Source organism: Brevundimonas sp. UBA7664 (assembly GCF_002483305.1).
Lineage (GTDB): Bacteria > Pseudomonadota > Alphaproteobacteria > Caulobacterales > Caulobacteraceae > Brevundimonas.
Window position 1 is genome coordinate 24,856 of sequence record NZ_DLHQ01000056.1, and the last position, 12,662, is coordinate 37,517.

Genomic DNA, 12,662 nt, shown 5'->3' on the forward strand with positions numbered 1-12,662 from the left:
ATGTAGCCATTCTCTCACGGCTTCGCCAGCCGGGTTGTTCGTCGGTCGCCCCGCGCCTAGCTTCCGGCGCGAACGCACCCGGAGTTTCTGCATGTCCCTCACCGCCGCCCCCGCCCTGTCCGGTCCGACCAGCTCGCTGCTGGACCTGATCGGCAAGACGCCGATGGTGGAGGTGACGAAGATCGACACCGGCCCATGCCGTCTGTTCCTCAAGCTGGAGGCGCAGAACCCGGGCGGGTCGATCAAGGACCGCATCGCCCTGTCGATGATCGCGGCGGCCGAGGCGGAGGGGTTTCTGAAGCCCGGCGGGACCATCGTCGAGGCGACGGCCGGCAATACGGGTCTGGCGCTGACGCTGGTGGGTCAGGCCAAGGGCTATAAGGTGCTGCTAGTCATTCCGGACAAGATGTCCAAAGAAAAAATCCAGCATCTCAGAGCGATGGGGGCCGATGTTCGCCTGACGCGTTCGGATGTGCCGCACGGGCATCCCGAATATTACACCGACATGGCCGAGCGGCTGGCGCAGCAGATCCCGGGCGGATTCTACGTCAACCAGTTCGCCAACGACGCCAACTCGCTGGCGCATTTCCAGACTACGGGGCCGGAGATTTACGAGCAGATGGGGGGCGACCTCGACGCCTTCGTCGCCGGTATCGGCTCGGGCGGGACGATCACGGGCATCGCCCGTTATCTGAAGAGCGTCGGCTCGACGGCCGAGATCATCCTGGCCGATCCGGTGGGCTCGACCTTGGCCGGGATCGTCAACGACGGCGTGCCCGGTCCCGAGGGCAGCTACACCGTCGAGGGCATCGGCCAGAATTTCGTGCCCGACACCGCCGACATGAGCCTGATCGACCGCGCCTATTCCATCCCCGACGCGGAGGCGATCGCCACTGTTCGCGAATTGCTGCTGAAGGAGGGCGTGCTGGCCGGCTCGTCGTCCGGCACCCTGATCGCGGCCGCCCTGCGCTGGTGCCGCGAGCAGACCGAACCGAAACGGGTCGTGACCTTCGTCTGCGACACCGGGGCCAAATACCTGTCCAAGGTCTATAACGACGCCTGGCTGGCCGATCAGGGACTGGGCGATCAGCCGCTGCACGGCGACCTGTCCGACCTGATCTCGCGCAAATACGCGAGGGGCGACGTGATCACAGCTGGACCGGACGACACCCTGGACACGGCGTTCAAACGCATGCGCGGGGCCGATGTCTCGCAGCTTCCGATCATCCAGGACGGTCGTCTGGTCGGCATTCTGGACGAGAGCGATCTGGTGCATGTGATGAACACCGACGAGATCACCCGCAAGGAACGGTTCGCCAAGCCGGTGTCGTCGGCCATGACCCGGGACCTCGACACCGTGCAGGTCTCTGAATCCCTGGACGCCCTGATCCCGCTGTTCGACCGCGACCGGGTGGCGATCGTACTGGACGGCGATGCGTTTGTCGGCCTAATCGCTCGGGTCGATCTCATCAACCATTTGAGCCTGAACCGATGATTCTTCGCGCCGCCTGTCTGGCGTCCCTGCTTGCCCTGTCCGCCGTCGACATCGCCCATGGGCAGACGGTCGAGCCCGCGATCTGCGCGACGGACATCGCGCCCGCGGCCACCGTCGAGGTCTCCAGCTTCCAGACGCGCCGGCGTCCGATCGAGACCCTGGTCGTCCGGCCGACCGGCCCCGCCAATGGCGCCGCGATCGTCATCCTTCATGGCGCCGGAGGACTGCATTCCGACCTGCCGCGCTACGAGACCCAGGCCTACCAGCTGGCCTCGCGCGGCTATCACGTGGTCCTGCCGAACTATTACAGCGCCTCCAACCGCAGCTTCCGCGAAAGCCCGCTGATCACGGAGCGCTGGCGCCAGGTCGCCGACGACGCCGTCGCCTTCGCCGGGGCGCTGCCCGGCGTCTCGCCGGACCGGGTCGGCATCTGGGGCTACTCCCTGGGTGGCTTTCTGGCAGTGGACAGCACGCTGGAGGACGGCCCCGCGCGGGCCGTCGTCGCCGTGGGCGCGGGCGGTCGGGGCGGGCGGCTGGGCAACGGCCGGCATCCGTCGCCGGTCCTGCTGATCGGCGGCGACCAGGACCCCGTCGTACCGATTACCGCGGTGAATGAATGGGCGGACACGCTCCGCGCGCGCGACGTTCCGGTCTCGGTGGAAGCGCTCGACACGGCCAAGCATTTCTTCGACCCGCCCACCTGGTGTGAGGTGTTCCAGCACACGCGGACCTTCTTCGACCGGCACCTGCTGCCGGCGGCCAGCTGAACCCGGCATGGCATCGCTGAAGAACAGTCAGGGCTTCTCGACCCGCGCCATCCACGCCGGCCAGCGGCCGGACCCGACCACGGGCGCGGTCATGACCCCGATCTACGCCACCTCGACCTACGCCCAGGAAAGCCCGGGCGTGAACAAGGGCTATGAATATGCCCGCGGCAAGAACCCGACGCGCGAGGCGTTCGAGGCCTGTCTGGCGGATCTTGAGGGCGGGACGCACGGTTTCGGCTTCGCCTCGGGCATGGCGGCGACCTCGACGGCGCTGGAGCTGCTGGATGCCGGATCGCACATCGTCACCGGCGACGACCTGTACGGCGGCTCGTGGCGGCTGTTCGAGCGGGTGCGGCGGCGCTCGATGGGGCTGGACTTCGCCTATGTCGACATGGCCGACCTTGCGGCCGTCGAGGCGGCGATCACGCCGAAGACGAAGCTGATCTGGGCCGAGACCCCGACCAATCCGCTGATGAAGCTGGCCGATATCGCCGGCCTGTCGAAGATCGCCAGGGCCCATGGCCTGCTGCTGATCGTCGACAACACCTTCGCCACCCCGTGGAGCCAGCAGCCGCTGAAGCTGGGCGCCGATGTGGTCATGCATTCGGCGACCAAATACCTGAACGGCCACTCAGACATCATCGGCGGGGCGTTGGTGACGGCGAACCCGGACCTCGCGAAGGAGATCAAGTTTCTCCAGAACTCGGTCGGCGGGGTGATGGGGCCGTTCGACGCCTTCCTGGCCAACCGGGGCCTGAAGACGCTGGGCCTGCGCATGAAGGCGCACAATGAGAACGCCCTGGCCGTGGCGCGCTGGCTGGAGGAGCGGAAGGGGATCGCCAGGGTGATCTATCCCGGCCTGATCAGCCATCCGCAGCACGACCTGGCGTCGCGCCAGATGAACGGCCGATACGGCGGCATGGTCACCGCCCTGATCGACGGCGATCTGGAGCGGACCAAACGGGTGCTGGAGCGGGTTCAGGTCTTTACGCTGGCGGAATCGCTGGGCGGCGTCGAAAGCCTGGTCAACCACCCCGCCATCATGACCCACGCCTCGGTGCCGAAAGAGGTGCGCGAGGCCGGCGGGGTGACCGAGAACCTGATCCGGCTGTCGGTCGGGGTCGAGGAGGTCGAGGACCTGATCGCGGATCTGGATCAGGCGTTGGCCTGATCAGGGGGCGACCCGCCAGCCATCCTCGCGCCGGACCCACCGGATGGTATCTTCAGCATCGGTGCGAGGCATTCCGTCAACAGTGACGAGGGCGCGGAGTGAGCCATCGGGCTTGGGGTGGTAAGTCGAGCAGTATTCGCCCGACCCGATCGCCTCACGCATGCTGTCAGCGACCATGGACCGCGCCGAGGCGAACTGCTCGCCTTCCAGCGCTACGCCGTTCACTTCGATCGCCTGGACGTGGCCTTCTTCGAAGGCACCCAACGAACACTCGGCGTTGTCCTTGATGTAGACCTCGCTGGTTGCGTACAGGATCACCAGCGGATCAGTGCTGAGCATGTTCTCGGCGTCGTTAATGATCCGGCCGTCCGGCTCAAACCGGTATGCGCCGATGGCGCGGCAGACCCGCCGTTCGACATCGGGCGAGTAGCACTGGACCCGTCCGTCGCGGGCGGGAGCAAGGGGGTTCGGATCGGCGGGCGCGGCCATGGCCAGCGCGGCCAGCATCATCGCAATCATGTTCGGCCTCTATCCCCGGCAATCCGCTCTGATCGCCAGTGACGATCCTCGCAGGGCCGGCCGGGGAAGGGAAGGCGGTTCAGGCGGCCTTGCTGTCCGGCAGCGCGGTCTGGTGGCCGGTCGCGGGGACGACCTTCTTCTTGGCCGGAGCGCGGGGCTTCTTGACGGCGGTGGTCGTCTTGTCCGCGGCGCGTTTGGCGATTTCGTCGTCGATGAGGGGGACCAGTTCGGCGGCGGTGGCCATCTTGGTCGGGGAGCCGCTTTCCGACAGACGGACCGCATTGAGGCGCAGGGCCTTCAGGTCGGGGTCGGTCATGGTCGGGAGCTTTTCGGCCAGCGGGGTCATCGGCATCTCCTGGAGTTGAAAAACAGTCGGGCCGGCGCCTGTTCGGCGGCCGGCCCTTCCGTCAGCCGGAGTTAACTCCAGCAGGGTCGCTTGTCGGAAACTATTCGGCGGCCTTGAGGCGACCGGCCGATTCCTTGCCCGAACGCGAGTCGCGTTCGACTTCGTAGGAAATCTTCTGATTTTCGTTGAGCGTGCCCAGGTCGGACGTTTCAACGGCCGAAGCGTGGACGAACACGTCCTTGCCGCCGTCGTCAGGGGCGATGAAGCCATAGCCCTTGGTGGAGTTGTACCATTTTACAGTGCCGGTAGCCATTTTGAGACCTCCGTTAGGCGTTGACCGCCGGAAGAGGTTCCGGATCGGCCTGTCGGGTCTGAATGGGATCGGCTTTGGACCTCGGTGCGCGATGCAAAGGGGCAGCAGCGTTTCGCAGTGAGATCGACGAAGCCTCAGATGGGCGCTTTGCCCGGCAATAGCAAGCGCAGTGATTCCGGAGGGCGGGGGCGGAGCCCGCGAAAGCGAGCTCCGCCGGGCCTTCGTCAGTTGGGCATGGAGACGGTGTCGGTGACGTGGATCACCCCGTTCGACTGGAACACGTCGGCCTGGGTCACGGTGGCGACGCCGCCCTTTTCGTCCGTGAGGATCACGGAACCGCCGCGCAGCGAGGCGGTGAGAACGCCGCCCTCAACGGTGGTCAGACGCGCCTGTCCGCCGCCCGCGCGGATCTGCGCCATCAGGTCGGCCGCGCTGACCCGGCCCGGCACCACGTGATACGTCAGGATCCTGGTCAGGGTCGCCTTGTTCGACGGCTGGACCAGGGTTTCGACCGTCCCCGCGGGCAGTTTGGCGAAGGCGGCGTTGGTCGGGGCGAAGACGGTGAAGGGGCCGGGGCCCGACAGGGTCTCGACCAGGCCGGCGGCGGTGACGGCGGCGACCAGGGTGGTGTGGTCGCGCGAGTTCACGGCGTTCTCGACGATCGTGCGGTTCGGATACATGGCCGCGCCGCCGACCATCACAGTGGCCTGGGCTTCAGGGCCGGCGCCCATCGCGTCCGTGCCGCCCATGGAAGAACAGGCGGCGGTCAGCAGGGCGCTGCCGGCGATGGCGGCGAGAAGGGCGGCGCGGGTGGGGGTCATGGTCATCGAGGTCTCTCCTGAGCGGCCGTCGTTACGGCTCGGACGGAAGGACGGCGGCGGCCGGGTCCCGGATGCGGCCCTGCGGCCTCTGGCCACGGCCTGCATCCGGGACGTAGGTTTCGCGTTGCGCGGGCGACCGGACAGCAAAACGGCGGCGAAGGCCTTCGCCCTCGCCGCCGTCGAAATCATGCGTCGGTAAGCCCCGACGCGTGAACTCAGCCTTCGGTCTTCAGCTGACCAGCCGATTCCTTGCCCGAACGCTTGTCGCGCTCGATTTCGTAGGAAACCTTCTGGTTTTCATCGAGGCCGCGCAGGCCCGCTTGTTCGACGGCCGAGATGTGGACGAACACGTCCTTGCCGCCGTCGTCAGGCTGGATGAAGCCGTAGCCCTTGGTGGAGTTGAACCATTTTACAGTGCCGGTAGCCATTTTCAGGACCTCCGCTAGCGTTGGCCCCAGGGAAAAGCCCCTGCGGCCTGTCGGGTCTGAATGGAGCGGCTAGACCTCAGTGCGAAAGCAGAGGGTGGCGTTTCGCAGAGAGCTCGACAAAACGCTTTTGGACTGGCGGCGCGCCAAAATCAAGACAGGCGTCCGGCGTGATTGTGGCCCGGCTATTCGGCCGCTTCGCCCTCGGGCGCGGCGACATAGTGTTCCTGGCAGAGCTTGCGCAGGGCGGCCGTCAGGGTCGGCCCATACAGGGAATCCTGGATCCGCTCGAAACCTTCGGCCTGGAGGGCCTGTTTGATCTCGCCGACGGTGCGGCAGCCTCCGCCGCGCGCCAGTTCGTAGGCGCGTTCGAGGGTCGTCGGTCGATGGCTGCTCATTCGTCCTAGATAGGGACCCCGGCGCGAATTGCGAGGGTCCCTGTCGAAGGATCAGAAAGCCAGGCTGATCCCGGCCACCAGACTGTCGGCATATTGCTCGCCCGGCACGTCGGCGTCGGTGGCGTAATAGCGCAGGTCGGCGTCGATATTGTTGGTGAGGGCGTAGGTGAAGCCCGCGTTCCAGGCCGTGTAGTCGAGGCTGTTGTCCTGCTCGCGGCGGCCGATCGCGGCCGTGCCTTCGAGCTTGTTGGTGAAGTCCCAGCCAACACGGGCCTCGACCCAGGTCCAGGCCTCGGTTCCGCCCATGCCGTCGGGCGAATACTGGAAGCGGACGCGCCCGCTGGCCGGCCCGATCGAGCGTTTGACGTCGGCGGTCAGCTCCCAGGCGGTATCGTCGTAGCCGGAGACGGCGTCGATCTGCGACTTGTAGGTGGCGTTCAGGTCAAGGTCGAAGCCCGCGAGCTCGGGCCGCACACCGAAGCCGGCTTCCAGCTCGAGATCAGACCCGCTGGAGCTCTTGATCGTCTGGAACCCGGCGCCGCCGTAGATCAGGCCGGAAGCGCTCTCCCATTCGGCCTCGCCCCAGACATAGGCGTCGCCGTCGGACTTGGACGCGCCCTTGGAGCGGTTGTCCGTGCCGGCGCCGACGGCGAAGGCCCAGCTGCCCGCGGGCGCCTCCTGGGCGGCGGCCGGAACGGCGAAGGCCAGGAGGGTGGTCGCCGCGACGGCGGTCGTCAGGGTGCGGAGCATGTGAGTCGCCTCGTTTGAACGAGGGCGGTCTAGAGCCGCTTCTTGTCGAATTTGTCACAGGCTTGCGAATGTTCCTCGTGCAGGCGCGCGACCAGCGCCGCCACGGGCAGGACGTCATGGACCGCGCCCGAGCCCTGGCCGGCCGACCAGACCGTCTTCCAGGCCTTGGCCTCGTCGGCCATGTCGAGCTTGTGCTCGGGCAGGGATTTCGGGTCGATGCCATTGGCGATCAGCGACGGGGTCAGGAAATTGGCCGGGATGCCCGAGACGGCGGGGGTGTAGGTGATGTCGGAGGCGCCGGCCTCGACGATCATCTGCTTGTACTCGGCCTGGGCCATCGATTCCGTCGTCGAGATGAAGCGGGTGCCCATATAGGCGAAGTCGGCGCCCATCATCAGGGCCGCGGCCACGTCGCCGCCGGTCGACAGGCAGCCGGACAGGACGATGGTGCCGTCGTAGAAGGAGCGGACCTCCTCGACCAAGGCGAAGGGGTTGACCACGCCGGCGTGGCCGCCGGCGCCGTTGGCGACCAGGATCAGGCCGTCGACGCCCGCCTCGGCCGCCTTGCGGGCATGCCGGACATTGGCGATGTCGTGGAAGACCACGCCGCCATAGCTGTGCACCGCCTCGACCACGTCACGCACCGCGCCGAGCGAGGTGATGATCAGCGGGACCTTCTCCTCGACCGAGACCATCATGTCGGCCATCAGCCGGGGATTGGTCGGGTGGACGATATGGTTGACGCCGAAGGCGGCGGCGTCCGGGTTCAGGCGACCCTTGATCTCGTGCAGCCACTCCCGATAGCCCTCGGTGGTGCGCTGGTTCAGCGACGGGAAGGTGCCGATGATCCCGGCGTTGCAGCACTCGACCACCAGGTCCGGCCCGGACACCAGGAACATGGGCGCGGCGATGACCGGCAGCTTCAGACCGTGTTGCAGCGAAGTCGGAATGGCCATGGCGTGTCCCCGGGTTGTCTTTGGCTACGGATAGCGGGGTGTCGCGGGGGAAGGCAAATCCGATCAGGCGTCCTCGAAGGCCGACAAGATCGGGCAGGGGCCCGAGCCCCCCGAAGCGCAGGCGTCGGCGAGCCGTGACAGGGCGTTTCGCGCCGTCTTCAGTTCTGCGATCCGAGCCTCCAGAGCCACGATGCGCTGCCTCGCCAGGTCCCGCGCGCGGGCACGGTCGTCGGCCGCATCGAGGGCGAGGAGGTCTCCGATCTGGTCGAGGGTGAAGCCGGCGCCCTGGGCCGAGCGGATGAAGCGCAGGCGTCGCAAGTCTTCCATGGCGTAGCGGCGCACGCCGTCCGCGGCGGCCGGCGTCGGCAGCAGGCCGCGCCGTTGATAGTAGCGCACCGTCTCCACCCCCACGCCGCCCGCGAGTGCGAGGCCGCCGATCGTCGATGTCTTCATCGCTTGACTCCGTACCATGGTACGGACCTCATAAAGGGTCGCATGTGTTCCACAACAAGGAGAGATGCGATGGATTCCGAAACTCAAAAGACGGCCATCCTGTACCGGATGGTGATGCCGGCCCACACCTGCCCCTACGGGCTGAAGGCCCGGCACCTGCTGAAGGCCAAGGGTTATCAGGTCGAGGACCGCTGGCTGGAGACCCGCGAGGCCGTCGACGCCTTCAAGGTCGAACATGGGGTCGCGACGACGCCCCAGACCTTCATCAACGGCCGGCGGATCGGAGGCTACGACGACCTGCGCCGCTTCCTGGGCCTGAGAGTGCGCGAGCCGGACACGACCAGCTATGGTCCGGTGATCGCGGTGTTTGCGGCGACGGCCCTGCTCGCGGCGGCAGCGACCTGGGCGACGATGGGGACGATCGTCCATCTTCGCACGCTGGAATGGTTCATCGGGTTCAGCATGGTGGTTCTGGCGATGCTGAAGCTGCAGGATATTGAGTCCTTCTCCAGCATGTTCCTCAACTACGACCTGCTGGCGCGTCGCTGGGTTCCCTATGGCTACGTCTACCCGTTCGCGGAGCTGGGAGCCGGGGTGCTGATGGTGGCCGGGGCATTGACCTGGCTGTCCGCGCCCGTTGCGCTGGTGATCGGCGGGATCGGCGCGGTCTCGGTATTCAAGGCGGTCTATCTCGACAAGCGCGAGCTGAAATGCGCCTGCGTCGGGGGCGCCAGCAAGGTCCCGCTGGGGTTCGTGTCGCTGACCGAGAACCTGATGATGGTGGCCATGGCGGTCTGGATGCTGGCCATGTGGCCTGCGCATGGGTGACGGCGATAGCGGTCCGCGCTAGAGCGATGCCATGACCACCGACACTTCAGGCCTGCATCAGCTCGGCCAGCACACTGTCCAGCCGACGTCGCCGGAAACGGCCGAGCTGGAGCGGGTGCCCAATCCGCATCCGGGGATGCTGTACCTGACGCGGTTCACGGCGCCGGAGTTCACCAGCCTGTGCCCGGTGACGGGCCAGCCGGACTTCGCCCATATCGTCATCGACTATGCGCCGGGCGACTGGCTGGTCGAGTCGAAGTCGCTGAAGCTGTACCTGACCGCCTTCCGCAACCACGGCGCCTTCCATGAGGACTGCACCGTGGCCATCGGCAAGAAGATCGCCGACCTGTTGCAGCCGAAATGGCTGCGGATCGGGGGCTACTGGTATCCGCGCGGCGGCATTCCGATCGACGTCTTCTGGCAGACGGGCGCGCCGCCAGAGGGGCTGTGGCTGCCGGACCAGGGCGTGCCGACGTATCGCGGGCGAGGCTGAGGGGCGACTGCCGCGGTCTAGAGGTACGGTCCCCACATGAGGGCGATCGTTCCGAAGACGCCGATCGCCGTGAAGACCGCGGCGGCGAGGACCAGGGCCGCCGCCAGCATCTTCGGCGCGGCGCGCCTGCTCCGGCCCGCCCTGAAATAGAGCTCCAGCAGGGCCAGCGGGATCAGATAGCTGCCGAAGACGAGAACGACGTCGGCCGGGCCGGACAGGGTCCCGGTCATGCCGACCGGCCCCTGGTTGACGATCACCCAGCCCATCAGCCCGACCCTGAGAAACCACACGCCGCTGACCACCATGAAGGTGCGCATGGCCCACAGGCGATGCTGGTCGAAACGGCGCTTGACCGCGTGCCGCCACGCCAGCCCGCCGAAGATGAGGATCAGCAGCCCGTCGATCACGATGGCGGCCGAAGAGACGGCGGACAACGAGGTCCCCCGGACGAGGGTCAGCCAGAAGCCGCTCAACGCCATGAAGCCGGCGACGATGAGGAAAGTCCGTCCGCTCCAGCGGTGCAGGGCCGGGAAGGCGCGCCGGATCGCCGGGACCAGCTGCATCAGCCCGGCGAAGGTGACGACCGACGCCAGCAGGACGTGGGCGGCGAAGACGAAATTCCCGGCCGCGTCGCCGGCGACATAGCCGTCGATCAGCGGCTTGTCGTTCCAGCCGGCGTAGTTCCCGGCCGCGGTCCGCGTGCCGTAAAAGGCGAGGATGAAGCCGACGAAGGCCGCCTGGCCGATGGCGGCGACGACGAACCAGAGAATGCCGGCCCAACGCAGGGCTCCGGCGGCGACGCCCTTCACGGGCGCTGGTGAAGTTGGACTGGACATGACGGCTCCCGACAGGCCCCGGAATGCGGGGCGTCGGCACGGATGCGGGCGACGCCGGCGGGGCGTCTCGCCGATTTGGAAATCGGCCAGAAATTCCTGCGCTGGACCGCCGTGGGCGGGCGGCGGCGCGCTGGACAGGGGCGTGCGGGCGGGTCATGAATCGGCCAGCGCCCCGGGAGGATCGGTGTCCACGCAGCCAGTGCCCAGCCTTCCGGACCTCAGCCGGGCCGCATGGCCCCTGCGGGCGCCCGGTCGTCTTGAGGCCTATGCGGCGCTCTGCGCGGTCTCCTTCGTCTGCTACATCGCGGGCCGGCTGACCGACGGCGCCGCCGGGATCCTGTTTTCGCTCGTCGGAGTCGGGGCCTGCGGATGGGCCTGGCTGCTCACCCGGGCCCTGTTCGATCCCGCGCCCCGCGACGTCTGGTGGCCGCGCATCGTGGCGACATTGATCGCCGTCGCCGGCGCCCTGACGGTGCTCGCGCCGGCCGAAGGCGGTCTCTACCGGTTCGCCGGGAACGTCTATGGGCTCAGCGGCTCCGCGGCCCTCGTGCTGACCTTCATCGAGCCCTTCCAGGCGCGCCGGGGCGATCTGACGCCTTCGGAGAAGCGGTTCCGGCTCGCCTTTCTCGCCCTCTATGCGGTGCTGGTCGTGGTGGCGGTTCTGGGGCTCAGAGCCGCCAGCCCGGTTCCCGCGGAGGCCTGGCGGACCGACCTGATCCGGATCGCCTGCGCGGTCGTCGGTCTGGTGGGGGCGTCGGCGGCGGTCTGGTATCGGCTGCGCCATCCCCTCGTCCAGGCGGATGCGGCGCGGTCGGCGCGCCGGACGCCGACGGATGAGGACAGACGCCTCGCCGAACGGCTGCTGGGCCTGCTGCGGGATGAAGCGATCGACGCCCGGCCCGACCTCAGGATCGGCGACGTCGCCGCCCGCCTGGGCCAGCCGGAATACAAGGTGTCCCAGTGCATCCGCACGGTTCTGGGATTCCCGAACTTCAACCGGCTGATCAACCACCACAGGATCGAGCGCGCGAAACGCCTGCTCGCCGACCCGGATCAGGGCCTGCCGATTCTGGAGGTCGCCTTCGAGTGCGGCTTCGGGTCCGTCGGGCCGTTCAATCGCGCCTTCAGGGACCTGGTCGGGGTGACGCCCCGGGACTTCCGGGCGGCGAGCCGGCGGCCATCTTGACCGAACCCCGACGCCTTCCGCTCGAGGCCTGGGGCCGGCGCTGGCTGGGCCGTCTTCAGACCTGGGCCGACCGCGCCGCATGGTCCCGGTACGGCTTCGAATTCCTGATGTTCGGCATCAAACAGGGATGGGCCTGTCTGTTCGGCGGGGCGATGCTGGCCCTGTTGCTGGCGACGCACCTGTGGTGGCCGGATCAGGCGCCGGTCAGCCGGTATGATTTCCTCGTGGTCGGGGCGCTGGCGATCCAGGCGGCGATGCTGGCGCTGAAGCTCGAGAGCTGGGAGGAGGCGAGGGTGATCTTCGTCTTCCACGTGGTCGGCACCATCATGGAGCTGTTCAAGACCCATGCCGGGTCGTGGATCTATCCGGAGGACAGCCTGCTGCGCATCGGCATGGTGCCGCTGTTCTCGGGCTTCATGTATGCGGCGGTCGGCAGCTACATCGCCCGCATCTGGCGCATCTTCGACATCCGCTTCCGCCATTATCCGCCGCTGTGGACGACCTGGGTTCTGGCGGCGGCGATCTACGTCAACTTCTTCGCCCATCACTGGCTGCCGGACGTGCGGCTGGGGCTGTTCGTCCTGACGGCGGTGCTGTTCGGGCGCGGCTGGTTCTATTTCACGCCGGACCGCACCCGGCGGGCCATGCCGTTCCTGTTGGGGTTCTTCCTGGTCGCGGTGTTCATCTGGCTGGCCGAGAACGTCGGGACGTACGCCCGCGCCTGGGTCTATCCGGGACAGGAAGACGGTTGGGAAGTGGTGTCGCTGGCCAAGCTGGGCAGCTGGTTCCTGCTGATGATGATCAGCGTGGTGCTGGTGTCGCTGGTGCATCGGCCGGAGGAAGAAGGGTCGAGGGTCGGGGGGTGAGGGTCGAGGGGATAGGCGGGGGTGCGTTGGTGGCCGTTC

Annotated in this window: 17 protein-coding genes; 7 read left to right on the forward strand and 10 right to left on the reverse strand. The window is 67.5% G+C overall.

Annotated elements, in window-relative coordinates; all coding sequences use genetic code 11:
- The first annotated feature begins 91 nt into the window (after window positions 1-91).
- Genes B2742_RS12920 through B2742_RS12930 form a run of 3 tightly spaced genes read left to right on the forward strand, consistent with a single transcriptional unit; the run spans window position 92 to window position 3,433 of the window.
- The gene (locus B2742_RS12920; RefSeq protein WP_292066974.1) at window positions 92-1,495 is read left to right on the forward strand and encodes a cystathionine beta-synthase; all 1,404 of its coding nucleotides are present in this window, start codon (window positions 92-94) and stop codon (window positions 1,493-1,495) included.
- A complete protein-coding gene (locus B2742_RS12925; protein ID WP_292066977.1) occupies window positions 1,492-2,262 on the forward strand; it encodes a dienelactone hydrolase family protein in 771 nt (256 codons plus the stop codon). Before B2742_RS12920 ends, B2742_RS12925 begins: the two co-directional genes overlap by 4 nt.
- A gap of 7 nt (window positions 2,263-2,269) precedes the next feature.
- Window positions 2,270-3,433, forward strand: coding sequence for a cystathionine gamma-synthase (locus B2742_RS12930; RefSeq protein WP_292066979.1), 1,164 nt, complete (start codon window positions 2,270-2,272; stop codon window positions 3,431-3,433).
- Here the strand turns inward: B2742_RS12930 and B2742_RS12935 are convergent, their stop codons facing one another.
- From B2742_RS12935 to B2742_RS12975, 9 genes are all read right to left on the reverse strand, one after another.
- Entirely contained in the window at window positions 3,434-3,952 is a 519-nt protein-coding gene (locus B2742_RS12935) for a hypothetical protein (protein ID WP_292066981.1), read from the reverse strand. It lies immediately after the preceding gene.
- Between the two features lie 79 nt (window positions 3,953-4,031).
- Window positions 4,032-4,298, reverse strand: coding sequence for a hypothetical protein (locus tag B2742_RS12940; RefSeq protein WP_292066984.1), 267 nt, complete (start codon window positions 4,296-4,298; stop codon window positions 4,032-4,034).
- 100 nt (window positions 4,299-4,398) lie between these two features.
- Window positions 4,399-4,611 carry a cold-shock protein gene (locus tag B2742_RS12945; RefSeq protein WP_055828885.1) on the reverse strand — a complete coding sequence of 71 codons (213 nt, stop codon included), beginning with the start codon at window positions 4,609-4,611 and terminating at the stop codon, window positions 4,399-4,401.
- A gap of 224 nt (window positions 4,612-4,835) precedes the next feature.
- Window positions 4,836-5,432 (reverse strand): fasciclin domain-containing protein, encoded by a 597-nt coding sequence (locus tag B2742_RS12950; RefSeq protein WP_292067205.1) that lies wholly within the window; start codon window positions 5,430-5,432, stop codon window positions 4,836-4,838.
- A 215-nt stretch (window positions 5,433-5,647) separates the two neighbouring features.
- The gene (locus B2742_RS12955; RefSeq protein WP_055828888.1) at window positions 5,648-5,860 is read right to left on the reverse strand and encodes a cold-shock protein; all 213 of its coding nucleotides are present in this window, start codon (window positions 5,858-5,860) and stop codon (window positions 5,648-5,650) included.
- A gap of 182 nt (window positions 5,861-6,042) precedes the next feature.
- On the reverse strand, window positions 6,043-6,255 hold the full coding sequence (locus tag B2742_RS12960; protein ID WP_292066986.1) for a hypothetical protein: 213 nt from the start codon (window positions 6,253-6,255) through the stop codon (window positions 6,043-6,045).
- 51 nt (window positions 6,256-6,306) lie between these two features.
- The gene (locus B2742_RS12965; RefSeq protein ID WP_292066987.1) at window positions 6,307-7,005 is read right to left on the reverse strand and encodes a TorF family putative porin; all 699 of its coding nucleotides are present in this window, start codon (window positions 7,003-7,005) and stop codon (window positions 6,307-6,309) included.
- A gap of 29 nt (window positions 7,006-7,034) precedes the next feature.
- Entirely contained in the window at window positions 7,035-7,961 is a 927-nt protein-coding gene (locus tag B2742_RS12970) for an NAD(P)H-dependent flavin oxidoreductase (RefSeq protein ID WP_292066989.1), read from the reverse strand.
- A 63-nt stretch (window positions 7,962-8,024) separates the two neighbouring features.
- On the reverse strand, window positions 8,025-8,414 hold the full coding sequence (locus tag B2742_RS12975) for a MerR family DNA-binding protein (RefSeq protein WP_292066990.1): 390 nt from the start codon (window positions 8,412-8,414) through the stop codon (window positions 8,025-8,027).
- 69 nt (window positions 8,415-8,483) lie between these two features.
- Here B2742_RS12975 and B2742_RS12980 point away from each other — a divergent pair, with 69 nt between their 5' ends.
- Complete coding sequence (locus tag B2742_RS12980) at window positions 8,484-9,242, forward strand: glutaredoxin family protein (protein WP_292066992.1); 759 nt, start codon at window positions 8,484-8,486, stop codon at window positions 9,240-9,242.
- Window positions 9,243-9,273: 31 nt separating this feature from the next.
- Window positions 9,274-9,735, forward strand: a complete 462-nt coding sequence (queF, locus tag B2742_RS12985; protein ID WP_292066994.1) for a preQ(1) synthase — start codon at window positions 9,274-9,276, stop codon at window positions 9,733-9,735.
- 17 nt (window positions 9,736-9,752) lie between these two features.
- On the opposite strand, the gene B2742_RS12990 is transcribed toward queF, so the two are convergent.
- Entirely contained in the window at window positions 9,753-10,571 is an 819-nt protein-coding gene (locus B2742_RS12990; RefSeq protein WP_292066996.1) for a DUF2306 domain-containing protein, read from the reverse strand.
- Window positions 10,572-10,755: 184 nt separating this feature from the next.
- Between B2742_RS12990 and B2742_RS12995 the strand changes: the two genes are divergently transcribed.
- Both B2742_RS12995 and B2742_RS13000 read left to right on the forward strand, forming a co-directional pair.
- Window positions 10,756-11,757 carry a helix-turn-helix domain-containing protein gene (locus B2742_RS12995; RefSeq protein ID WP_292066999.1) on the forward strand — a complete coding sequence of 334 codons (1,002 nt, stop codon included), beginning with the start codon at window positions 10,756-10,758 and terminating at the stop codon, window positions 11,755-11,757.
- 44 nt (window positions 11,758-11,801) lie between these two features.
- Window positions 11,802-12,623: a DUF817 domain-containing protein gene (locus B2742_RS13000; RefSeq protein WP_292067207.1), complete on the forward strand. Its 822-nt coding sequence runs from the start codon at window positions 11,802-11,804 to the stop codon at window positions 12,621-12,623.
- Window positions 12,624-12,662: the final 39 nt, after the last annotated feature.